Origin of the sequence: uncultured Reyranella sp. (assembly GCF_945957355.1) — a bacterium.
In the GTDB taxonomy this organism is placed as follows: domain Bacteria; phylum Pseudomonadota; class Alphaproteobacteria; order Reyranellales; family Reyranellaceae; genus Reyranella.
Window position 1 is genome coordinate 54437 of the sequence record NZ_CAMFKM010000008.1, and the last position, 21817, is coordinate 76253.

Below are 21817 nucleotides of genomic sequence, written 5' to 3' on the forward strand. Positions count from 1 at the left end.
TTCACGAGGGTGCGGCATTCACTTCATTTGATTCGTTTATTTCGGTTATTTCGTTTGTTCGCCGCGTATTCAGCGGCTTGAAGACCGAATCCAGCCCGGCCGGCTCGGCTATTTCCGTGCGCGTCGGCCAATCAGCAGGATCAGCGGGATCGCCATTGCCGAGGCGGCCGTATAGAGGCCGAAGGCGTTGATGTAGCCGATCATTGCCGCCTGCCGGTTGATTTCCTTCGATAGCTTCGCGAGGCCCGACACGGTCTCGTAGTCCCAGCCGCCGGTTACCCAGGGAAACGCCAGTGCCTTGTTGTAGGGGTTCACCAGCTCGACCATGCGGCTGTAGTTGGTGCTGGTCGCCCGCACGATTTCGGCCACGCAGATCGAGATGAAGAAGCTGGAGCCGATGTTGCGCAGCAGGTGATACACCGCCGTGCCTTCGGCCAGGTTCGCTCCGCTCATGTTCGAGAAGGTGACGAGGGTGAGCGGTACCCAGATGACGCCGACGGCAATACCCTGCAGCAGGCTGTTCAGCATCAGCGTGTTCATGTCGACGTTGAGGTCGATCGCCATCAGCCAGACGCCCGACAGGGTCTGCACGGTGAAGCCGGCGATCAGGCCGATGCGTGGGTCCATGCGGCCCACGAAAATGGCGAGGAAGAATCCGATGGTCGCGCCGACGCCGCGGGCGGCGATGACCTCGCCGATCAGCGCATCGGGGAAGCCGGCATGCTGCTGGAGGAGCGGCGGCAGCAGTACCATCGGCGTGAAGTTCAGCATGCCGTAGATCAGCACCAGTACGAGGCCGATCGAGTAGTTTCGGTCGAGGAGGAGCTTCAGGTTGAGGAACGGCCGCTCGGCGGTGAGGCTGTGGGCGAGGAAGATCCAGAAGGAGACCGCGGCGATGAAGGCCTCGATCTGGATTTCGGCCGATTCGAACCAGTCGAGCCTCTGGCCGCGCGACAGGACGAGCTGCACCCCGGCGATGGCGACCGAGAGCGAGAGGAAGCCCGTCCAGTCGAGCCGGGCCTGGCCGGTCGGCCGGTCATAGGGCAGGGTGAGGCGCAGCCCGGCGAAGGAGATCAGGCCCACGGGCACGATCATGTAGAAGGCCCAGTGCCAGCTGTAGAGTTCGGAGAGCATGCTGCCGACGGTAGGCCCGATCACCGGACCGATGACCACGGCCATGCCGAAGATCGAGGTCACGAGCCCCTGTTGCCGCTTGGGGAACGTGTCGAGCAGGATGGTCTGCGAGAGCGGGATCACGGGGGCGCCCAGCGCGCCCTGCAGCACGCGCCACAGGATCAGGCTCTCCAGCGAATCGGCCAGGCCGCACATCAGCGTCGTGAGCGTGAAGGCCAGCACCGACCAGATCATGGTTTCGCGGCGGCCGAAGCGTGCTGAGAGCCAGCCCGTCATCGGCGTAGCGACGGCCGTGGCCAGGATATTGAAGGTCATGGCCCAAGAGATCTCGTCCTGGGTGGCCGACATGGTGCCCTGCATTTGCGGCAGCAGGGTCGAGGCGATCAGCAGGGTGGTCGCGTAGAGGGTCGAGCCCAGGACCACCATGACGAGAATGAGGATGCGCTTGCCCAGCGAGGCTTCGGCCTCCTCGGGAGCAGGCGGGGCAGCGTCGGCGGTGGTCGCGCTTGAAGTCATGGACTGGGCTATTGTAGCCTAGGCAACAATCTTGAGCGAGCACCCTTGGGCCCCGACGACGACGAATATATCGGCTACGTGCTGTCCGACGTTGCGCGCCTGATCCGCACCGTGTTCGACCGTCGCGTGCGCGGGATCGGCCTGACCCGCGCCCAGTGGCTGGTGCTCACGCGGCTTTATCGCCGTCCCGGCGCCAGCCAGACCGAACTGGCGGACATGCTGGAAATCGACCGTGCCAGTGCCGGCCGCATGATCGACCGCATGCAGAAGAACGGCTGGGTCGAGCGTCGCGCCGACAGCGAGGACCGCCGTATCAACCGACTGTACCTGACGGCAGACGCGCGCCGCGCCCACAAGGAGATGTGGACGATCGCAGAGGATACGGTCGACGATGCGCTGGCGCCGCTCTCCGCCGCTGAGCGCGACCAGTTCACGCGACTGGCGGCAAGAGTGAAGGTTCAACTCCAGTCGATGGCGGGAGCGCACGGCACATGAGCCGCCGCCCGGTTCCCGTGCTTCGCCTGGCACTGCTGTTCATGGTGCCGCTGCTGGCGGTTGCGGGGGCGGGCTGGTGGTGGCTGTCGGGCGGGCGCTACGTCTCGACCGACAATGCCTATGTGAAGGCACACATCGTCCAGATCGCGCCCGAAGTGTCCGGCCAGGTCCGCCGCGTCCTCACCCGGGACCACGCCTCGGTCGAGAGCGGCGCCCAGTTGTTCACCATCGAGTCCCGTCCGTTTCGTCTCGCCCTCGACAGCGCCGAGGCCGAACTCGATTCGGCACGCGCCCACGTCGAGAACCTGCGCGGCGTCTGGCGGGAGGCGGTTGCCGAACTGGCTGACGCCGAAGCGCGCGCCGACTATTTCCAGCGCCAGGCGCAGCGGCAGGAGGAGCTCGCGGCGAAGGGCGTGGCTTCCGCCAGCAAGCGCGACGAATCGCAGAACGACGCGCGCGCCGCCGCCGATCGCGTCTCGACCGCACGGGAGAAGCTGCGCAGGGTGCTGGCTGCACTGAACGGCGACCCGCAACTCGCTGTCGAGGCGCATCCGCTGGTGCGGGAGAAGACGGCCGCGTGTGAGCGGGCGGCGCTCGATCTCGCCCGCACGACGGTGCGCGCCCCGGTCGACGGCGTGGTGGTGAACATGCGCCTGCAGCAGGGCGAGCAGGTCAAGGCGGCGACGCCGCTCTTTTCGCTGGTCGTATTGAGCCGGCCGTGGGTCGAGGCGAACTACAAGGAGACCGAGCTGACCCATGTGAAGGCCGGGCAGAAGGCCACCGTCGTGCTCGACACCTATCCCGACGTGACGTGGGACGCGCTGGTCGAGAGCGTCAGCCCGGCAACGGGCGCGGAGTTTGCCATTCTACCGCCGCAAAATGCCAGCGGGAACTGGGTCAAGGTCGTGCAGCGCCTGCCGGTCAAGCTACGGCTGCTGCCTCACGCCGGCGAACCGCCGCTGCGCGCCGGGATGACCGCAACGGTGAAGATCGACACCGGCCGCCAACGCGATGTCGGGAGCCTGCTTGGCGGCACGAAGAAAGCGCCGCCGCCCGCTTCGCCATCGCACGACGTCACCGCGCAGTCGAAGTAGAGATCCCGTCATCTCGACCTCTTCACTCCGCACCTTCGGTGCCTCGGTCGAGAAGACGGGATCTCTGCTTGGTCACCCGCACGCCAGCGAGTAGATGTGCTGGACCTCGCCCGGCAGCGGCATCGCCTGCCAGGTCCTGCCGGCGTCGCGGGTGCCGAAGACCTCGCCGTCGTAGCGGGCGCCGATATAGACCTGAGCCGCATCCGCGGGATGCAGGCCGATCGACATGATGGTGCCGTGCACCTGGACCTTGTCGAAGCGCTTCCAGCTCTCGCCACCATCCTCGCTGCGATAGAGGCCGCCGTCCTGGCTGGCGGCGGCGACGGAGAGGGCGGAATAGAGCGTGTTGGGTTCGATCGGCGAGACGCGGATGTCGCGGCCGTAGGTGGTGGGCGAGAAGCGGCCGACCTCCATGTCCTTCCAGGTCCGGCCCTGGTCACTGCTGCGGAACAGGCCCATGCGGACCGCGAGCCACAGCTCGTCGGGCTCGGAGGGATTGATCGTCACCGCATGGCCGTCGAGCATTCCCTCGGCCGTCGTGTCGCTCACGATCCTGCTCTTGAGATGGTCCTGCTCGGCAAGCTTCAGGAGGCCGGCGCTGCAATCGGTCCACGTCTGGCCGAGATCGATGCTGCGCATGACGCCGTTGATCTCGAGCGCGGCGTAGAGCTCGTCATGGCGCCTCGGATGCTGGACGAGCCGCATCACGCGCGACGCGAAGGGTCCCGAGCAGTGCGTATCGATGGCAGGGGTGGGAAGGGCCTGCCACGACGCGCCGCCATCGTCGCTGCGGTAGACGCCGATGGGCGAGGCGCCGGCAAACACGCGATCCGGATCGCGCGAATCGACCAGGAAGGACCATACCTCCCTGCCGGCATCGGGGAAGGCGGTGCGCCGGAACGTGGCGCCGCGATCCGTGCTGCGCCACACGCCGTCGTTCGTGCCGGCGAACACGATCTCCGGGTTCTGCGGATGGAGGAAGACGGTGAAGGCCTGGACGGCGCCCAGCACATGCTCCCAGTCACCACCCGCCGTCGGGCGACGGAAGATGCCGACCCGGCCCTTATGGTCGGGCTTTCCGAAATAACCAGCCACACCGACATAGATGTTCGACCGATCCTGTCCGGTATTCATGCGATTTCCTCCGGTACTCTTATGTCTCGTTTGGGCATGAGATTATCGCTTCCAGAGCGGCGAGTCCGTCCGTGAGTGCCGCCGGTCCCGGCTGCAGGATCAGGGGCGACTTAATCTCGTGAAGTCGCCCGCGCTTGATGGCCGGGATGGTCTCGAAGCCTGGCCGTGCCACGACCTTTTCGCTCCTGAACTTTTTGCCGCACCAGGAGCCGATGATGATGTCGGGGGCCCGGCGGATCACCTCCTCAGGCATGACGATCCGGTCCTTGGCCGACTTGCGCGGGGCGAGTTCAGGAAAGATATCCACGCCGCCTGCGGCCTCGATCAGTTCCGAAACCCAGGCGATCCCTGAAATCATGGGCTCGTCCCATTCTTCGAAATAGACCCTGGGACGGTTGCTCCTCCGTGCCGCACGCTGTCGCGCGTCCTCGAGGTTGGAGGTCAGGCGGTTCGCGAGGGTTTCCGCACGCTCGTGGGCGCCGACAAGCGCACCCAGGATCCGGATCATGTCGAGGATTTCCGCGACGGTCCGCTGATTGAACGCATGGACGGCCACGCCTGCGCGAATCAGGGCCGCGACGATGTCGGCCTGCAGGTCCGAAAAGGTCAGGACCAGGTCGGGCCGCAAGGCGAGGATTTTGGGAATGTCGGCGGAGATGAACGCCGAGACCCGCGGCTTTTCCCGGCGCGCCTGCGGTGGCCGGACGGTGTAACCCGACACGCCGACGATCCGGTCCTGTTCACCCAGCAGGTAGAGCGTCTCGGTGGTTTCCTCGGTCAGGCAGACGATGCGCTCGGGTGGGTACATGTCATGCGGCGTCAGGGGGGGCGGGTATCCCTGGAGGGCCGCACGGCCGGCCATCCAGGGACTTTCGCTTCAGTTCTTCTTGACCAGCGGGCACTCGCTGTCGGCCAGCGGCCGGAATGCTTCTTCGCCGGAGATGGTCGCCAGCAGCTTGTAATAGTCCCATGGACCTTTCGACTCGGACGGCTTTTTCACTTCGAAGAGGTACATGTTGTGCATCTTGCGGCCGTCCTGGCGGACATAGCTCGCGCCGAATAGCGGGTCATCCCACTTGGCGGCCTTCATTGCAGCCATCACCTTGTCGGCATCGTCGGTGCCGGTCGACTTGACCGCGTTCAGGTAGGCGAGCGTCGCCGAATAGAAGCCCGCCTGTGCGGACGTCGGCATCTTGCCGTTGAAGCGGGCGGCGAAGCGCTTGGAGAAGGCACGGGTCCGGTCGTTCAGATCCCAGTAGAAGGCCTCGGTCAGGTTGAGACCCTGGGCGCGTTCGAGCCCCAGCGAATGGACGTCCGAGATAAAGACCAGAAGGCCGGCGAGCTTCTGGCCACCCTTGACGATGCCGAACTCCGCCGCCTGCTTGATCGAGTTGATGGTGTCGCCGCCCGCATTGGCGAGCCCGATGATCTGCGCCTTGGAGCCCTGCGCCTGCAGCAGGAAGGAAGAGAAGTCGTTGGTGTTGATCGGGTGCTTGACCCCACCGAGCACGGTGCCGCCGGCTTTCTTGACGACGGCGGAGACGTCCCGCTCCAGAGCGTAGCCGAAGGCGTAGTCGGCGGTGAGAAAGAACCAAGTCTTGCCGCCGGCTTTGACGACCGCCGAGCCGGTGCCGTTCGCGAGTGCCGTCGTGTCGTAGACCCAATGGATCATGTAGGGATTGCACAGTTTTCCGGTGAGGTCCGACGAGGCGGGGTCGGGGGCGATAAAGATCCTTTTCTTATCGCCGGCGACGCGGCCGGCCGCGATCGACGAGGAAGAGGCGCCGGCGCCCATGACCATGTCGACCTTCTCGTTGTCGAACCAGCGGCCGACCGTGGTGGCCGCGACATCCGCCTTGTTCTGGATGTCGCTGGAAACGAACTCGATCTTCTGGCCAAGCACGGTGCCGCCGAAATCCTCGATCGCCATCTGGGTGGCGAGCACCGCGCCTGGACCGTTGATGTCGGCATAGAGGCTCGACAGGTCCGTCGCGACGCCGATCTTCAGGGTGTTGTCGGAAAGCTGGGCGGTCGCGGGCAGAGCCCAGGCCGCAAGGCAGAATGCGGCCGTGCTGAACAGGTTACGTCTCATCGTTTCTCTCCCTAGGCTTTGTTATTGAGCGAAGCCTATCAAGGTGCCGGCATTCTGCAAGGCGGAGGAAACACCCGATGATCGAGAAAATTCTGGACATCCCGACCAAGGATGGGGGCATGGAGACCTTCATCTGCCATCCGGAGCGGGGAGGCCCGTACCCCCCGATCCTGTTCCTGATGGATGCGCCCGGCATCCGCGAGGAGCTCTACGACATGGCGCGGCGGCTCGCGACGGTCGGCTATTACGTGATGCTGCCCAACCTCTATTACCGGGCCGGCACGGACACGAAGTACGGGCCGGACGTGCTGAAGCATGGCAGCGACGAGCACACGCGTATGCGGTCGGTTCGAACCAAGATGACGATCCCGCCCGTCATGGAAGACGTGGCGGCGATGATCGCGTTCGCCGATGCCCAGAAGGAATCGAAGAAGGGGCCGGTCGGGACCCACGGCTATTGCATGAGTGGTCCCTATTCGCTGGCTGCGGCGGCGCGTTACCCGGATCGCATCGCGGCGGCGGCCTCGTTCTACGGGACGTGGCTGGTGAGCGACGCCGTCGAGAGCCCGCACCTCACACTCGGCAAGGCGAAGGGCGAACTCTACATTTCCTGCGCCGAGCACGACGAGCTGGCGCCGCCCGAGATGGTTAAGGAGCTGAAGACGCTGTTCGACAAGTCCGGCGCGAAGGGTGAACTGGAGGTCCAGCCGACCGTGCACCACGGCTTCGCCTTCCCGCAGCGCTGGTGCTACGACAAGCTGGCCGCCGAGCGTCACTGGGAGCGCCTGATCGCCCTCTACCGCCGGAACCTGGGCTGAGGAGAGTCGTACTCCTCCTCACTCAAGGGAGGAGTACCACCTGTTGGTTGAGGTCGCTCACTTCGTTCGAGATGACAAACAGCGTCGCACTTGCGCAGTGCACCGATCCAGAAAGCACTGTCATCCCGAGCGCGGCGAGGGACCTTTCGTCTTCTCCCTCGGAGCTTGGTGAGGAGCCAGTGTCTACCGGTCGAGCCAGACGTCCTCGAAACGCCAGTGGTTGTAGATGGTGTTGACCGCGAGGTTCACCGCCTTGACCTCGGGACGCCAGCAGGTGCCGCCCCAACCGTGCTGGATGACGGGGCGCGCGCCGTCTTCCTGCAGCTTCTTGTCGATTTCCCACACGAGCTTCCGGCGGGCTGCGATGTCGGTCGTCATCGACTGCTGGTCGAACAGCTTTTCGACCTCCGGATTGCAGTAGTTGGTGTAGTTGCGCTCCGAGCCGCAGCGGAAGGTCTCGTAGAAGACGACGTCGGGATCGTCGACGCCGACACCCTGGATGTTCATGCCGATGGAGAAGTCCCGGCGCATCATGCGATTGTACCAGACGGCGGTCTCGAGTGGTTCCAGTTCGGCCTGGATGTTAACCTGCTTCAGGTGGTCGATCAGGATGACCGCGGGGTCGCGATAGCTCGGGATGTTACGGGTCGAGACCTTGATCTTCAGCGGCTTCTCGGCGGTGTAGCCGAGCTCGGCCATGATCTTGCGGCCTTCCTCGCGCGACTTGGCGACGTCCGGGCCGTAGCCTGCCACGGTCGAGAGGAATTCAGTCGGCATGCCCCAGAGACCTTCCGGCGGCGGCAGCATGGCGCCGCCGATCCGGTAGTTGCCCTGGCCCAGGATCTCGTTGAAGGCACTGCGGTCGATCGACAGGGCCATGGCGCGGCGGATCTTCGCGTCGTCAAAGGGCGGCTTCTCGCGATTGACCAGCAGGTTGGCCTGAGTGTTGGTCGGCTGCGCCTCGCAGATCGCCGTCGGCGCCTGGACTTTGAGATCGTTGACCATGGCCGGCGTGACGACCGACGTGAAGGTCATGTCGAGCTTGCTGGCAACGAAGGTCAGGAGCGAGGTCGCGCGGTTGGGGATGATCGAGAATTCGATCGCATCCAGGTAGGGGCGGCCGGACTTCCAGTAATCCGGGTTCCGCGCGAGCTTGATCGACTCATTCTGCTTCATCTCGACGAACTTGAACGGGCCGGTGCCGACCGGCTTGGTCCGCATCTGCTGCGTCGGCACATGGCAGGGATAGACCGGCGAGAAGGCGGCGGCGAGCATGGTGAGCAGGGAGGGCTGCGGCCGCTTGAGATGGAAGGTCGCTTCGCGGTCGCCGTTCACCGTGACCTTTTCGAGATTGAAGTACCAGGTCTTGCGCGGATTCTTGCGCAGCTTCGATTCGTCTGAGATCACCATGTCCCAGGTGCACTTCACGTCGGCGCTGCTGAACGGCTTGCCGTCGTGCCACTTCACACCGTCGCGCAGCTTGAAGGTAAGCTGCTTGCCGTCGTCGCTCCATTTCCACTCGGTGGCGAGCTCGGGAATGATGTTGTCGGGCGTGTTCTGCTTCGTCTTCGGATCGAACATCACCAGGTTGTTGTAGACTGACATGAAGGGCATGACGGTCGAGATGGTCGCCTCCTCATGGATCGAGGCGCTGGGCGGATTGTCCATGTGGGCGATCTTGAGCGTGCCGCCGGCCTTCTGTGCCCAGGCGGGTGCGGCGGCGAAGGCGGCGACGGTCGCGGCGAGTGCCATGACGGGAAGCTTCATCTTCGTTTCCTCCTTTTCTTTGTGATGACGCTAGCACTTCCCTGTGCCTAGAGTCGGTCCATGAAGCTCATCAGTTTGCTGGTCGGAATGCTTCTCGCAGTGCCGGCCGTCGCCCAGAACTATCCTTCGAAGCCGATCAAGATCATCACCGCCTTCGGCCCCGGTACCGCGACCGACATCGCCGCGCGGGCGATCGGGCAGGACATTGCGGCGCAGACCGGCCAGACCGTCGTCATCGACAACAAGCCCGGCGCGGAAGGCCAGATCGCGGCGCAGTCGGCAGCGGCCGCGGCGCCCGACGGCTACACGCTTTTCTTCACCACCCAGACAACGCAGGCGATCAATCCGCACGTCTACAAGTCGCTGGCCTACGATCCGGTGAAGAGCTTCGCGCCGGTCGCGGGCATCACGCTCGGCGCTCAGATCGTCATGGTGCGCAACGATTTGCCGGCCAGGACCATCCAGGAGTTCATTGCGCTCGCGAAGGCGAAGCCGGGCAAGCTGAGCTTCGGCAGCGGCAACGGGTCGAGCCGCGGCGGGGCGGAGCTGTTCCGCATCATGACCGGGATCGATCTGCTGGGCGTTCCCTACAAGACCCAGCCGCAGGCCATTGCCGACCTGCTGGGTGGCCGCATCGACGTCGTGTTCTCCGACTTCACGGTCGGCCTGCCACCCGTTCTCGACGGGCGCGCACGCGGGCTCGCGGTCACCAGCAAGCAGCGCATCCCCGGGCTCGAGCAGTTTCCGACGGTGGACGGTAGCGGCGTTCCGGGATTCGAGATGTGGGCGTGGACCGCGATGTACGCGCCGGCTGGCACGCCGAAGCCCATCATCGACAGGCTCAACGCGCTGGTGCGGCAGGCCGCCAAGTCGCCCGCCTATCTCAACCTGCTGAAGACCACCTACGGCGTCTCGTTCGTGGGATCGCCCGAGGACCTGGCGGCTTTCCAGGCCACGGAGACGAAGAAGTGGGCAGAGATCGTGTCGGTCGCCGGGATGAAGGAGCCCTGACGACGTCTCAGGAGGGACGCAGGCGCCGCAGCCGGGCCGACGTCACGATCTGCCAGACGGCCGCGGCGAGGACGCATGCGGCGACGACGAGGAAGGCGCTGCGGTAGTCAACGGCGGCGGCGATCAGGCCAAACAGCGGGGGGCCGATGACGGCGCCGGAGAAGGCGAGGGCGGTTTGGACCGCCGCTACGGCGGCGACCTGTCCGGGCGGGGCGAGTGCCGCGAACTCGGCGATCGACACGCCGTTCCAGCTGATGACGACCGTACCGTAGGCAAAGACGATCAGGCCGATCAGCCAATAGGGTGTGTCGGCCGAGATCAGGGCGGTGGCGACGGCACCCAGGGCAATTCCCACGCCGGTCCAGCCCAGCAGCATCATGCGCGGAAAGCGGTCGCCCAGTGCGCCCAGGATCAGCCGCTGCACCGTGCCGCCGATCTGGGCGAGGAAGAGCAGGAAGCCCGCTTCGGCGATGCTGAGGCGGCAATGCTCGTAGAGATAGGTCACGAGGAAGAATGTGAAAGTGTGCTGTGCCACGACGTAGAGCAGCGCCGACCAGCCCAGCACGCGCATCTCCGGGTGGCGCATCACATGGACGATCGACGACCAGATGCCTTCCGACGGTGCGGAGGGAGCGACCGAAGAGTCCAGTCGGGCGCGCAGCAGTTCGAGGACGCCCGCACCGACCAGCATGAGGGCGGCGGCCGCGAGCGAGGCGCCGCGCCAGCCGAGCGCCGGCAGCAGCAGTGGCAGGACGATGCCAGCGGCGGCAAAGCCCAACGGCACGCCGGTCTGCTTCACGGAGAAGACGAGGCTGAACCAGGCGCGCGGCACGCGCTGGCTCAGGATGTGGGCCGAAGCCGGATTGATCGGGCCCTGCGCAAAGCCGATGAACGCCACCGCGACGACGGTCGCGGCGACGAAGGCCGCGGCATTCAGGGCAAGGCCGATCGCGGCGGCCAGCATGGCGAACTGGCAAATCCGGACGGCGCCCAGCTGCGAGATCGGCGCCGCGCTCCACAGCGCGACGCCTGAGGCGATGGCATAGGTCACGGCGGTGAAGGCGCCGACGAGTTTCGGCGAGATCCCGAGGTCCCGTGCGACCGCAGGCATCAGCACGCTGAGCGACAGCACAGCCAGCGAGATGAGCATCTGCGTGCCCAGCATCGCCCCGATCGGGACGAGCGACTGCTGCAGTCCGGGGCGCGGGCTCTCCGTGTTCGGCACCGCGCCCGCCTGCATCCTAGAGACCGTAGAGGTCGGCCTTGTTCAGGATGGTGTTGCGCAGGATGCGGATCGAGGCGACGTCGACCATGATGCCGTCGACGTTGATCGCACCCAGCCCGGCGGCCTCGGCCTCGGCGTAGGCCTTCTCGAGCTTTCGGGCCCGGGCGATGTCCTCGGCCTTGGGCGAGTAGACATCGAGCGCGATGTCGATCTGCGAGGGATGGATCGCCCACTTGCCGACACAGCCCAGGATCATGGAGCGCTTGCACTCCTCGCGATAGGCGTCGGGGTTCTTGAAGTCGGCGAACGGGCCGTCGACTGGATCGATGCCGGCAGCGCGGCAGGCCATAATCAGCCGGAAGCGGGCATAGTGCCAGATGTCGCCCGGGTAGCCGTCGGTCTCGCCGACATTCTTGTTGGTGACGCCCATCGAGGCGGAGAAGTCACCCATGCCGAACACCAGGCATTCGAGGCGCGGGGTGCAGGCGGCGATCGCGTCGACGTTCTGCATGCCCTCGACTTCCTCGATCAGCGCCTCGAGCCCGATCCTGCGCTTCATCTTCAGCTTCTTCTCGATCTGGTGAAGCAGCTTGTCGGCGAACAGCACGTCGGCGGCGGTCTGCACCTTGGTCATCATGATCGTGTCGAGATGCTCGCCCGCACCCTCGACGATCTCGATGATGTCCTCATAGGCGTACTCGGTGGTCAGGTCGTTGATGCGCACGCAGCGCGTCTTGCCCTTCCAGTTGAGCGACTTCAGGCCCTCGATGATCTTCTTGCGGGCGTCTCGCTTCTGGCTGGGAGCAACGGCGTCCTCGAGGTCGAGGAAGACGTGATCAGCCTTCGACTCCGACGCCTTCTGGATCATCTTCTCGCTGGACCCCGGGGTCGAGAGCTGCACGCGGCGGGCGCGCCTGGGACGGTCGGTCATCAATCTTCTCCTTAAGCTACGATCTTGTCGGCGCGCAGACGGGCGATGTCGCCCGCGCCGAGCCCGATGGTCTTCAGATACTCGTCGGTGTGCTCGCCCAGCAACGGCGCGCGATGGCGCACCTTGCCGGGTGTTTCGGTCATCTTCACGGCGACGCCCGCGATCTGGACCTCGTGGTCGAGCCCGGGATGCGGCACCCAGGGCAGCATATCCCGCGCCTTGAAATGGGGATCGGCGACGATGTCGCGCACGTTGTAGACCGGCGAGAAGGGCACCTTGCCGCCAAAATGCTTCAGCAGCTCCTGCTTGGTGCGCAGGCACGTGAAGTCCGAGACGGCGGCGATGAGCACATCCTGGTTGGCCCGGCGGTCCTGCACGGTGATGAAGCGCGGATCGGTCGCGAACTCCGGCCTGTCGATCAATCGGCACAGGATCGGGAAGTGCGCGTCGGCATGGGCGGCGATCGTCACGAAGCCGTCCTTCGCCGGGAACATGCCGAACGGGCAGAGCAGGGGATGATGATTGCCCTCGGGATGCGGCAGCGTCTGCGCATAGGAATGCTGGTGCATGATGCGCTCGCAGACCGCGAGGATCGCATCGACCATGCCGACGTCGACGAACTGGCCCTTGCCGGTCTTGTAGGCGTGCAGGATCGCCGAGACGATGCCGAAGGCGCAGGTGATGGCGGGCACGATGTCGCCGACGCCGGGCCCGACCTTCATCGGCGTGTCCTTATCGGGGCCGGTGATGGCCATGATGCCGCCCATCGCCTGGCTGATGACGTCGTAGGCCGGGAAGTCCGCGTAGGGGCTCTTGCCCGTGCGCACATCGCCGAAGCCGCGGATCGTGGCATAAACCAGCTTGGGGTTGCGGGCGTGCAGCGTCTCGTAGCTGAGGCCCAGGCGATCCATGACGCCGCCGCGGTAGTTTTCGACCACCGCGTCGGCGTTGTCGCAAAGCTTCAGGACGAGCTCGCGGCCGGCCTCCGTCTTGAGGTCGATGGCGATCGACTTCTTGTTGCGGTTCACCGACGCGAAGTAGCCGCCGAATGCCTTGAGTTTATCGTCTGCATGATAGGGGCCGATGATGCGCGTGTGGTCGCCGTCGAGCGGCTCGACCTTGATGACCTCCGCGCCCTGGTCGGCCAGCAGCATCGTGCAGTAGGGGCCGGCCAGCATTTGGGTGAGGTCGACGATCCTCACGCCATCGAGCGCACCAAGGACTTCGGTACCGCTCACTTGTCTCCCCAGTGGCTGCGCCGCTTGATCAGGACGGTGCGCTCGCCTTCGAAGATGTTTTTGTCGTCCTGGTTTACGCCGTAATGCTTGAAGCGGACGATGCCGGCATCTTCCTGCTTGGCGTCCTTCTTCTCCAGCACCTCGGTGTAGCAATAGAGCGTGTCGCCGTGATGGAGCGGCCCTTTGAGGCGGATCTTGTCCATCCCGAGTTCCATCAGCGCGTTCTCCGCCGTATCCTCGGCGGCGAGGCCGATGCACATGGAGATGGTGACGCCGCCGAAGCCCAGCCGCTTGCCGTAGGGCATCGACTGGGTCAGGTGCTCGTTGAAGTGGGCCTCCGCCGTATTCATGGTCACGTTGGTGATCCAGACCTGCTCCATCGGCTCCACCGTCTTGCCGCGGGCGTGTTTCATCACGTCGCCGACCGTGAAGTCTTCGAAGTAGTTGTGCTTGCCCGTGAGTGCGGAGACTTTCATCAGTTCCTCCCGCGGCCGAGTAGACGGTCGGAGATGATGCGCTTCTGGATCTCCGAGGTGCCCTCGAAGATCTTGGTCAGGCGCGCATCGCGCCAGTGCCGCTCGATGGCGTGCAGGGTCGTGTAGCCGGCGCCGCCATGGATCTGCAGGCCTTCGCTGCAGACCCGCTCGGCCATCTCGGAGGCGAACAGCTTCACCATCGAGGCTTCCTTGTCGCAACGCTGGCCGGTGTCGATCTGCTCGCAGACGAAATACATGAGCTGGCGTGCGGCCTCGATCTGCGTGGCCATGTCGGCGATCTTGAAGCGGATCGCCTGGAAGTCGGAGATCGAGTGGCCGAACTGCTTGCGGTCGTTGGCGTACTGGATCGAATCGTCCAGCGCGCCCTGGGCGAGGCCGATGGCGCGGGCGGCGGTGTGGGCGCGCGCCGTCTCGAGGCCCGAGGTGGCGTAGTAGAAGGCATGGCCTTCCTTGCCGATCATGTCGGAGGCTTCGACGCGGAAATTGTCGAAGGCCAGCTCCCAGGTCTTCCAGCCGAAGTAGCCGATCTTGGGGATTGGCGCGCCGTTCACACCCTTGGGTAGCTCGCCGCGCTTCTTCTCGACGAAGAACATCGAGAGGCCGAGATGGCGCTTGCCCGGAGGCGCATCCGACGTGCGGGCGATGATGATCATGAAGTCGGCGCCGTCGGCGAAGGTGCACCAGTACTTGTTGCCGCTGATCAGGTAGCCGTCGCCGTCCTTCCTGGCGCGGCAGGAGATGTTGGAGATGTCGGAGCCGGCGTTGGGTTCGGACATCGAGAAGGCGCCCAGGAACTCGCCCTTGGCCATGCGCGGGAGGTAGCGCTTGCGCTGCTCCTCGCTCATCTCATGCGAGCCGATCAGCAGGTTGCCGCGCGCGATGATCGAGGCGACGCTCATCCAGCCGCGCGACAGTTCCTCGGTGACCAGGCAGTATTCCGAGCAGCCAAGGCCCAGGCCGCCGTATTCTTCCGGGATCAGGATGCCGAAATAGCCGAGCTCGGCCATCTTCTCGCGCAGCTCCATCGGGATGTCGCCCTTCTCGGGGTCGAGCTTGTTGGCGACCGGCAGCACTTCGTTCAGCGTGAACTCGCGCGCCTGCTCCTGGATCATGCGGCGTTCTTCGGTAAGGAAAGGCATTACTGGGGATTCCTGAGACGGACGAGATTGGTGCGCTTGAAATCGATGACGAGTTCTTCGCGTTGGTTGAAGCCCCTGCTGTGCCAGCTCACGATGCCGAACCCTTTGTGGGAGTCCGAGACACGCCGGTCGAGCACGACTGATTCCGCGCGCAGCGAATCGCTGGGATAGACGGGCTGATGATAGGTGAGTTCGTTGACGCCGAGGAACGGCCCGCCGCCCTCGCTGAGATCTTCGACCGTGAGACCGAACACCGTCGTGAAGACGAGCAGGGGATTGGCCACGATGCCGGGGTGGCCGTGCGCCTGCGCGTAGGCGGCATTGTAGTAGTGCGGGTTGAAGTGCAAGGTCAGCGTCGAGAAGAGCGTGCTCTCGGACTCGGTGATCGTGCGACCCCAATGGTGCCGGAACACGCGGCCGACCTCGAAATCCTCATAGCGGTTGCCCTTGGGCACCAGCCGGGCGCGGGCCCTGAAATCCTCTGTCATTCCTACTCCTGTCTACGCTTCTCGCCCTGCCGGGGCGAGGAATACGATCAATTCTTCGCCGACGCACGCACCAGTTCGCCGACATCGTCCAGGCTGTCGATACGTTCGATGGCATCGTGCAGGCGACGGGTGCCGGCGGCGCCGAGCAGCGGCGTCACGAGACTGTCGAACTTGGTCTCGATCGCCTGGCGTTGCTTCGCGAGGTCGGCCCAGGGAATGCCGGAATCGTGAGTGACCTCGATGGTCGTTCCGTCGTCGAGCTGGATCGCCATCTCGGCCAGCGAGTGCGCCCAGTGCGGCTGGAACTCGATGGCCATCTTGTCGCGCAGCTCCTTGATGCGCGGCTCCTGGGTCACGGCCTCGTTGTAGGACTCGAGATTGGCCGTATCGACTCCGGTGAGTGCCATGGCCACGGTCTGGCGCAGCGAGAACTTGGCTTCGAGGCCCGTGGTCGGGTTGGGGATGTTGCAGACTTTGTCGGCGCCCGAGTCGATCCTGAGCAGGATCTTCTGCACCCGCTCGGGCGGGAAATTGTTCTTCAGCCGGATCTCCTTGGCGCACTCGATGGGCGCGTGCGTCAGATAGCAGGCCGCGTGGTACTTGAAGAGGTTGTTGCGGAGGTGCCAGCCGGACGGCGGCTCACCCAGCGCCGCCTCGGCGTTCAGATGATCGCTCTGCGACGAGGCAAAGCCCTGGTCGCATTCCAGCGAATCGCCGCGGGCTGTGAACCCCCTGGCGGCCAGGCGTGCGGCCCGCAAGCCATGCTCCGAGGCAGTGCCGGCGTGCAGCGGCTTGCACATCGTGCCGAAATTCGATTTGAGGCCGGCCGCCTGCGTCGCGGCGATGCCGAAGGCTACGGCGAGCTGCCGGTCGCTGAGGCCCAGCATGCGGCCCGCAGCGGCTGCGGCCGAGAAGGAGCCGACCGTGCCGGTGACATGGAAACCCTTCTGGTAGTGGCTGGGCGCCACGAGCCGGCCGACACGGCCCGAGGTCTCGTAGCCCGCCACGAAGCTTTCGATGAATAGGCGCCCGGACGCTCCCATCTGTTCGCCGAGAGCGAGAAGGGCGGGAACGACGGTAACGGTGGGATGGCCACCCATCGAGAAGTTCACGTCGTCATAGTCGAGGGCGTGGCTGGCAGCGCCGTTGATCAGGGCGGCGGTGGACGGCAGCACTGTCTCGGAGCGCCCGACCAGCGTCGCGGGACCTTTGGCGCCATCCTCCAGCGCCTCGCTTACCAGGATGCCGGTCAGCTCTTCCTGAGCGCCGGCGATGGTGACGGCAAACCAGTCGAGCAGGCACTGCCGGGTGCGCTCGACCAGATCCTCCGGCAGGTCCTGCCACGCCAGGGTGGCGGCGCGCTTGGCGATTTCGGCCGTAACCGGAACGACGGCAGCCATGATTTCCTCCTGAACCTTATTACGCAAGTGTCGGCCACCGCACGCCGCCTTGTCCACCATCTGGGCTTTCGCGCATCGATACGGCCCAGACACAACAAAGCCGCCCGGAGGCGGCTTTGTGCCGACTATCGGTGACCCCGTTACCGGCAGCACCAAGCCATTGCAGGAACGATCCTGGTGGCGGCAACTGCAGAGATCGCCGGCGTCGTGATGGTGTGGTTCACAGGATCACCTCCTTTCGATGTTGATGGGAGGTTGAGCGTCGCACAGCGGGGGCGGCCTGCCTAGAGTTTCTTCGCGACGATATGGAAGATGTGCCAGTGCTTGGCGTTGCCGCGCGGCGTGACGCCATCGGCTTCCTCCTCGCCGAACATCTCCACCTCGAAGCCCTGGAGCAGGCCAAGCGCTTCCTCGCGCGAGACGAAGGTCATGCCGGGACGACCGGCCCAGCTGTCGCGCGGCCCGTACCATTGGCCCGAGAAGCGGCCGCCCGGGGGAAGGGCTTCGCGGATGCGCTCCCAGGTTCGGTGGAAGGCTTTAGGTTCGCAAAGGGGCATGGCGAAACTCGAATTCACGAGACGGACGCCGAGCGGGATCGGGACCTCCTCGAGCCGCGCATTTACCGGCGTCACGTCGCAACCTTCCGGCAGGTTGCGGGCCTGTAGTTGTCGCAGCGCCTCGGGCTCGGCGTCGACGGCGATGACCTTCCAGCCGCGGCGCAACTCCTCGATCACGTCGCGTCCGTCGCCGCAGCCGAGATCCATGACGAGGGCGTCAGGCGGTGCGTCGCCGAACGCATCGAGCGCGGCGAGCAGCGTCTTGCGCGGCGGACGATCGCGAAGCTGCTGGTAATACGCCGCCCATCCGGCGGATCGACTGCTTTCCGTCATGCGCGTTCTCTTGCTCTCCGGCGCTTGTGATGGCGCGCGTCGTATGATCGTATCGCAAACCATAACTAACGAATTAACGATCTGGGAGGAACTGATGAAGAGGTTGGGAAGCCTTGTCGTGGCCTTCGCGCTGGCCGCTGCGTTCTTGCCGCTGGCGGCGCGCGCGGACATGAATGCGCTCGTTGACGCCGCCAAGAAGGAAGGCGAACTCACCTGGTACGTTGCCCACTACACGTCCGAAGGGGCGGAGGACCTGGGACGCGGCTTCACAGAGATGTACGGCATCAAGGTCAATGTCGTGCGGACGACGGCGCAGGTCGCCTATCAGCGGCTCCTGCAGGACCTCAAGAACAACCAGACGATCTGCGACGTCTTCTCGTCGACAGATCTCGGTCACTATGCCCGCCTGAAGGCGGAAGGCCGCTTAGACAAGTATGTGCCGGAGAACATGTCGAAGATCTCTCCGGTGTTCCAGAACTTCGACCCCGACGGCTTCTATCAGACCACGGCGGCTGGCATGGTCGTGCTCACCTACAACACCACGAAGGTGAAGGCAGAGGACGCGCCCAAGAAATGGGAAGACCTGCTCGACATCAAATGGAAGGGCAAGGTCTCGACCGGCCATCCGGGCTTCTCGGGGTATGTCGGGACCTGGGTGCTCTCGATGAAGAAGCTCTACGGTTGGCAGTATTTCGACAAGCTCGAGAAGAACAAGCCGCAGATCGGTCGTTCGATCAACGACACGGTGACGGCGCTGAACGCCGGCGAGCGTCAGGTGGCGGCGGGTTCGGATGGTTCGACGCTGTTCAGCGCGTCGCGCGGCAATCCGCTGGCCGTGGTGTATCCGTCCGACGGGGCGGTTCTCATCATCTCGCCGTCGGCGATCATGAAGGGAACAAAGCATCCCAACTCCGCCAAGCTCTTCATGGAGTACCTCTACACGATCGAGGCGTCGAAGATTAACGCCAAGCACTTCGGCATCCCGATGCGCCCCGAGGTGCCGTCGCCTCCGGGTGCCAAGCCGATCAACGAGATCAAGGTGATCCGGCCGACCGTTGCGGAAGTCGACAAGGGCATCCCGGAAGTGATCGAGCAGTGGCGCGACACGTTCGGCAACTGAACGTCGGCGCCCGAACATGTCGGTAACGGCTCCGGCGATCGACGCGATGCCGGTGCGCCCCGTGCGCACCAGCAGCTTCGATTCGTCCTGGCTCCTGTGGATCGCGATCATCGCGGTCCTCCTGTTCCTGGTCGTGAGTCCGTTCGTCTATCTGGTCATCACCAGCTTCCAGGCGGAGCGCACGGGCGACTTCACCCTGTCGAACTATGCGACCGCCTATGGACGCGCCCGCTACGTCGAAGCCCTGTTCAATTCGCTCAAGCTCGGCGCCGTGTCCGCTTTGCTGGCGGGCATCTTCGCGGTTCCGCTGGCCTGGGCCGTGGCACGCACCAACATGCCGGGCCGCGGGCTCACCCGCATGCTGGTGCTGGCGACCTTCATCACGCCGCCCTACACGGGCGCCGTCGCGTGGATCCTGCTGGCCGGCCCGAATGCCGGCTGGCTGAACCGCTTCTACATGATGGCGACCGGAGCGGAGGCGGGGCCCTTCAACATCTATAGCTTCACCGGTCTCGCCGTCGTCATCGCGCTCTATTCCTTCCCCTACATCTTCATCTTCACGACGGCGGCGCTCGAGCTGGTGTCGTCGGAGATGGAGGATGCCGCCAACATCCTGGGGGCGGGACCGTGGCGGACCATGCGCAAGGTGACCCTGCCGCTGGCGTTGCCGGCCATCCTGGGCGGCATGATCATCTGCTTCCTGGAAGCGATCGCCCTGTTCGGCTCGCCCGCGATGATCGCCATTCCGGCGCGCTTCAACGTGGTGACGACACAGCTCTTCCAGTTCTTCGGCAACCCCGTGCGGGTCGAGGTGGCCGCGGCCTATGCCATGCCGCTGCTGGGCGTCACGATCCTGCTGGTGCTGGTCCAGCGGCTGATCGTGCGGCGCAAGGGTTTCGTGGCGCTGACCGGCAAGGGCGGCGAGCGGCGTCCGATCCTGCTCGGCCGCTGGCGCTGGGTCGTGTTCGGCTACGCAATGTTCGTTGCGGCGCTGGCGGTATTCCTCCCCTACATCTTCCTGATCCAGTCGGCCTTCGCCAAGGCCTGGGGGCGCGGCTTCGCCCTCGACAACATCACGTGGGCGAACTTCCACTTCATCCTCTTCGAGCACGCGACGGCCGCCCAGTCGGTCATCAATAGCTTCGTCTATGGCGGGATCAGCGCCACCGTCGCGGTGTTCCTGACCCTGGGCGTGGCCTATATCGTCGCGCGGCGACTGATCCCCTTCGGTGGCGTGCTGGGCTTTCTCTGCGTGGCGCCGTTCGTGATCCCCGGGGTGGTGCTGGCGATCGGCTTTTACGCCGCCTACGCGCCGCCGCCGCTGGCGCTCTATGGCACGGCGCTAATCATGATCCTGGCCTTCACCACACGCTTTCTGCCGGTGGGCTACGTCAATGCCAGTGCCGCCATCAACAGCCTCAACCCGGAGATGGAAGAGGCGGTACGCGTGCTGGGCGGCAGCCGGCTGACGGCGCTGCGGCGTGTGGTGGCTCCGCTGCTCAAGCGAAACATGATGGGCGCCTGGCTTTTGATCTTCATTCCGGCGACGCGCGAACTGTCGGCGGCGATCTTCCTCTATGGCCCCAACACGAAGGTGGCATCCGTCATGATCTTCGACATGAGCGAGGAGGGGAATTTCGAACGCCTCGCCGCACTGGCTCTGGTCTTGCAGGTGCTGACCCTGCCGCTCCTCTGGATCGGCCAAAAGGCCCTGGGCCGCGACTTCATGCTGAGGCGTAACGCGACATGAGCAAGCTGGTTTTGAAGAACGTCGCCAAGCGCTACGGCGCGTTCGAGGCGGTGGCGGATTTCTCGCTGGAACTTGCCCCGGGCGAATTCGTCTCTTTGCTGGGCCCGTCGGGCTGCGGCAAGACCACGACCCTGCGCATGATCGCGGGCTTCATGCCGCCGAGCGGCGGCAGCATCGAGATGGACGGCAAGCAGATTTCCTCTGCCTCGGGTGTCGTGCCGCCCGAGCATCGCCGCATGTCGATGATCTTCCAGAGCTACGCCATCTGGCCCAACATGACGGTGGGCGAGAATGTCGGCTTCGGCCTGCAGATCCGGAAGCTGTCGCGCGCCGAGATCGACCGCCGGGTCGACAAGATCCTGGACGTCGTCCAGATGCGCAACCTCAAGGGCCGATACCCGGCCGAGCTGTCGGGCGGCCAGCAGCAGAGGGTGGCCCTGGCCCGCGCCATCGTCGTCGAGCCCGAGGTGCTGCTGCTCGACGAGCCGCTGTCGAATCTCGACGCCAACCTGCGCGAGGAGATGCGCTTCGAGATCCGCCGGCTGCACGATGAATTCAAAATCACGACCGTTTACGTCACCCACGACCAGTCCGAGGCGATGGTGACCTCGGACCGGATCGTCGTGATGAACAAGGGCAAGATCGAGCAGATCGATGCACCGCATGTGCTCTACGGACGCCCAAAGAGCCGCTTCGTGGCCGGTTTCATCGGCCGCACGAACTTCGTCGAAGGCACCTTGCAGGGAAACGAGGTACGCTTCGACGGCTTCGGTGCGCCCGCCGCGGCGCTCGAGGGAGCGGCCGGCAGCGGGAAGCTCCTGTATTCGCTGCGCCCGCAGGCGATCGGTCTTTCGACCCGGAAGCCGGGTGCCCCTGGCCTCGCGATCGAGGCCGAGATCGTCGACCGCTCCTATCTCGGCGAATATTGGGACTATCAGGTCCGACCGCAGGGCGGCACGAAGCCGTTGCGCGTGTCGACGGCGCCGACCGCCGTTTTCGAGGTCGGCGGCCGCGTCTGGCTGGAGATCGCGCCGTCCGCCATGGTACGGGTAGAGTAGCTTCCAAACGTAGAGTGAGA

Annotated in this window: 20 protein-coding genes; 7 read left to right on the forward strand and 13 right to left on the reverse strand. The window is 65.0% G+C overall.

Annotated features, from left to right (window positions below; translation table 11 throughout):
- Positions 1-108: 108 nt before the first annotated feature.
- The gene (locus Q0Q48_RS14725; protein WP_295138982.1) at positions 109-1650 is read right to left on the reverse strand and encodes a DHA2 family efflux MFS transporter permease subunit; all 1542 of its coding nucleotides are present in this window, start codon (positions 1648-1650) and stop codon (positions 109-111) included.
- Positions 1651-1695: 45 nt separating this feature from the next.
- Between Q0Q48_RS14725 and Q0Q48_RS14730 the strand changes: the two genes are divergently transcribed.
- Positions 1696-2145, forward strand: a complete 450-nt coding sequence (locus tag Q0Q48_RS14730) for a MarR family transcriptional regulator (protein WP_295138985.1) — start codon at positions 1696-1698, stop codon at positions 2143-2145.
- Positions 2142-3239 carry an HlyD family secretion protein gene (locus Q0Q48_RS14735; RefSeq protein ID WP_295138987.1) on the forward strand — a complete coding sequence of 366 codons (1098 nt, stop codon included), beginning with the start codon at positions 2142-2144 and terminating at the stop codon, positions 3237-3239. The genes Q0Q48_RS14730 and Q0Q48_RS14735 overlap by 4 nt, the downstream gene beginning before the upstream one ends.
- Before the next feature lie 72 nt (positions 3240-3311).
- Here the strand turns inward: Q0Q48_RS14735 and Q0Q48_RS14740 are convergent, their stop codons facing one another.
- From Q0Q48_RS14740 to Q0Q48_RS14750, 3 genes are read right to left on the reverse strand one after another with little or no spacing between them, the layout of a single operon-like run.
- Entirely contained in the window at positions 3312-4373 is a 1062-nt protein-coding gene (locus Q0Q48_RS14740) for a hypothetical protein (RefSeq protein ID WP_295138990.1), read from the reverse strand.
- 19 nt (positions 4374-4392) lie between these two features.
- Positions 4393-5235 (reverse strand): cobalamin-binding protein, encoded by an 843-nt coding sequence (locus tag Q0Q48_RS14745; RefSeq protein ID WP_295138992.1) that lies wholly within the window; start codon positions 5233-5235, stop codon positions 4393-4395.
- 15 nt (positions 5236-5250) lie between these two features.
- Positions 5251-6465: an ABC transporter substrate-binding protein gene (locus Q0Q48_RS14750; RefSeq protein ID WP_295138994.1), complete on the reverse strand. Its 1215-nt coding sequence runs from the start codon at positions 6463-6465 to the stop codon at positions 5251-5253.
- A 77-nt stretch (positions 6466-6542) separates the two neighbouring features.
- Between Q0Q48_RS14750 and Q0Q48_RS14755 the strand changes: the two genes are divergently transcribed.
- Positions 6543-7283 carry a dienelactone hydrolase family protein gene (locus Q0Q48_RS14755; RefSeq protein ID WP_295138997.1) on the forward strand — a complete coding sequence of 247 codons (741 nt, stop codon included), beginning with the start codon at positions 6543-6545 and terminating at the stop codon, positions 7281-7283.
- 183 nt (positions 7284-7466) lie between these two features.
- Here the strand turns inward: Q0Q48_RS14755 and Q0Q48_RS14760 are convergent, their stop codons facing one another.
- Positions 7467-9050: an ABC transporter substrate-binding protein gene (locus Q0Q48_RS14760; RefSeq protein ID WP_295139000.1), complete on the reverse strand. Its 1584-nt coding sequence runs from the start codon at positions 9048-9050 to the stop codon at positions 7467-7469.
- A gap of 60 nt (positions 9051-9110) precedes the next feature.
- On the opposite strand from Q0Q48_RS14760, the gene Q0Q48_RS14765 reads away from it, so the two are divergent.
- Positions 9111-10061, forward strand: coding sequence for a tripartite tricarboxylate transporter substrate binding protein (locus tag Q0Q48_RS14765; RefSeq protein WP_295139003.1), 951 nt, complete (start codon positions 9111-9113; stop codon positions 10059-10061).
- A 7-nt stretch (positions 10062-10068) separates the two neighbouring features.
- Here Q0Q48_RS14765 and Q0Q48_RS14770 read toward each other — a convergent pair whose 3' ends face one another.
- The 8 genes from Q0Q48_RS14770 to Q0Q48_RS14805 form a co-directional block, all read right to left on the reverse strand.
- Positions 10069-11286: an MFS transporter gene (locus tag Q0Q48_RS14770; RefSeq protein ID WP_295139006.1), complete on the reverse strand. Its 1218-nt coding sequence runs from the start codon at positions 11284-11286 to the stop codon at positions 10069-10071.
- A 16-nt stretch (positions 11287-11302) separates the two neighbouring features.
- Positions 11303-12217, reverse strand: a complete 915-nt coding sequence (locus Q0Q48_RS14775; RefSeq protein WP_295139008.1) for a CoA ester lyase — start codon at positions 12215-12217, stop codon at positions 11303-11305.
- A gap of 11 nt (positions 12218-12228) precedes the next feature.
- Entirely contained in the window at positions 12229-13455 is a 1227-nt protein-coding gene (locus tag Q0Q48_RS14780; protein WP_295139011.1) for a CoA transferase, read from the reverse strand.
- Positions 13452-13931, reverse strand: a complete 480-nt coding sequence (locus Q0Q48_RS14785; protein WP_295139014.1) for a MaoC family dehydratase — start codon at positions 13929-13931, stop codon at positions 13452-13454. The genes Q0Q48_RS14780 and Q0Q48_RS14785 overlap by 4 nt, the downstream gene beginning before the upstream one ends.
- Positions 13931-15091, reverse strand: coding sequence for an acyl-CoA dehydrogenase family protein (locus Q0Q48_RS14790; protein ID WP_295139017.1), 1161 nt, complete (start codon positions 15089-15091; stop codon positions 13931-13933). Before Q0Q48_RS14790 ends, Q0Q48_RS14785 begins: the two co-directional genes overlap by 1 nt.
- A complete protein-coding gene (locus Q0Q48_RS14795; RefSeq protein WP_295139020.1) occupies positions 15091-15579 on the reverse strand; it encodes a MaoC family dehydratase in 489 nt (162 codons plus the stop codon). The genes Q0Q48_RS14790 and Q0Q48_RS14795 overlap by 1 nt, the downstream gene beginning before the upstream one ends.
- Before the next feature lie 47 nt (positions 15580-15626).
- Positions 15627-16979 (reverse strand): MmgE/PrpD family protein, encoded by a 1353-nt coding sequence (locus Q0Q48_RS14800; RefSeq protein ID WP_295139023.1) that lies wholly within the window; start codon positions 16977-16979, stop codon positions 15627-15629.
- A 284-nt stretch (positions 16980-17263) separates the two neighbouring features.
- On the reverse strand, positions 17264-17869 hold the full coding sequence (locus Q0Q48_RS14805; protein WP_295139026.1) for a class I SAM-dependent methyltransferase: 606 nt from the start codon (positions 17867-17869) through the stop codon (positions 17264-17266).
- A gap of 94 nt (positions 17870-17963) precedes the next feature.
- On the opposite strand from Q0Q48_RS14805, the gene Q0Q48_RS14810 reads away from it, so the two are divergent.
- From Q0Q48_RS14810 to Q0Q48_RS14820, 3 genes are read left to right on the forward strand one after another with little or no spacing between them, the layout of a single operon-like run.
- On the forward strand, positions 17964-18989 hold the full coding sequence (locus Q0Q48_RS14810) for an extracellular solute-binding protein (RefSeq protein WP_295139029.1): 1026 nt from the start codon (positions 17964-17966) through the stop codon (positions 18987-18989).
- Between the two features lie 16 nt (positions 18990-19005).
- Positions 19006-20739 carry an iron ABC transporter permease gene (locus tag Q0Q48_RS14815; protein WP_295139032.1) on the forward strand — a complete coding sequence of 578 codons (1734 nt, stop codon included), beginning with the start codon at positions 19006-19008 and terminating at the stop codon, positions 20737-20739.
- Positions 20736-21797 (forward strand): ABC transporter ATP-binding protein, encoded by a 1062-nt coding sequence (locus Q0Q48_RS14820; RefSeq protein WP_295139035.1) that lies wholly within the window; start codon positions 20736-20738, stop codon positions 21795-21797. Before Q0Q48_RS14815 ends, Q0Q48_RS14820 begins: the two co-directional genes overlap by 4 nt.
- The last annotated feature ends 20 nt before the right edge of the window (positions 21798-21817 follow it).

Bases quoted from the DNA above. Each gene is read 5' to 3' on its own strand.
- Q0Q48_RS14725 (WP_295138982.1), bottom strand. From the start codon at position 1,650: ATGACTTCAAGCGCGACCACCGCCGACGCTGCCCCGCCTGCTCCCGAG.
- Q0Q48_RS14735 (WP_295138987.1), top strand. From the start codon at position 2,142: ATGAGCCGCCGCCCGGTTCCCGTGCTTCGCCTGGCACTGCTGTTCATG.
- Q0Q48_RS14740 (WP_295138990.1), bottom strand. From the start codon at position 4,373: ATGAATACCGGACAGGATCGGTCGAACATCTATGTCGGTGTGGCTGGT.
- Q0Q48_RS14745 (WP_295138992.1), bottom strand. From the start codon at position 5,235: ATGGCCGGCCGTGCGGCCCTCCAGGGATACCCGCCCCCCCTGACGCCG.
- Q0Q48_RS14750 (WP_295138994.1), bottom strand. From the start codon at position 6,465: ATGAGACGTAACCTGTTCAGCACGGCCGCATTCTGCCTTGCGGCCTGG.
- Q0Q48_RS14755 (WP_295138997.1), top strand. From the start codon at position 6,543: ATGATCGAGAAAATTCTGGACATCCCGACCAAGGATGGGGGCATGGAG.
- Q0Q48_RS14760 (WP_295139000.1), bottom strand. From the start codon at position 9,050: ATGAAGCTTCCCGTCATGGCACTCGCCGCGACCGTCGCCGCCTTCGCC.
- Q0Q48_RS14765 (WP_295139003.1), top strand. From the start codon at position 9,111: ATGAAGCTCATCAGTTTGCTGGTCGGAATGCTTCTCGCAGTGCCGGCC.
- Q0Q48_RS14775 (WP_295139008.1), bottom strand. From the start codon at position 12,217: ATGACCGACCGTCCCAGGCGCGCCCGCCGCGTGCAGCTCTCGACCCCG.
- Q0Q48_RS14785 (WP_295139014.1), bottom strand. From the start codon at position 13,931: ATGAAAGTCTCCGCACTCACGGGCAAGCACAACTACTTCGAAGACTTC.
- Q0Q48_RS14790 (WP_295139017.1), bottom strand. From the start codon at position 15,091: ATGCCTTTCCTTACCGAAGAACGCCGCATGATCCAGGAGCAGGCGCGC.
- Q0Q48_RS14795 (WP_295139020.1), bottom strand. From the start codon at position 15,579: ATGACAGAGGATTTCAGGGCCCGCGCCCGGCTGGTGCCCAAGGGCAAC.
- Q0Q48_RS14800 (WP_295139023.1), bottom strand. From the start codon at position 16,979: ATGGCTGCCGTCGTTCCGGTTACGGCCGAAATCGCCAAGCGCGCCGCC.
- Q0Q48_RS14805 (WP_295139026.1), bottom strand. From the start codon at position 17,869: ATGACGGAAAGCAGTCGATCCGCCGGATGGGCGGCGTATTACCAGCAG.
- Q0Q48_RS14810 (WP_295139029.1), top strand. From the start codon at position 17,964: ATGAAGAGGTTGGGAAGCCTTGTCGTGGCCTTCGCGCTGGCCGCTGCG.
- Q0Q48_RS14815 (WP_295139032.1), top strand. From the start codon at position 19,006: ATGTCGGTAACGGCTCCGGCGATCGACGCGATGCCGGTGCGCCCCGTG.
- Q0Q48_RS14820 (WP_295139035.1), top strand. From the start codon at position 20,736: ATGAGCAAGCTGGTTTTGAAGAACGTCGCCAAGCGCTACGGCGCGTTC.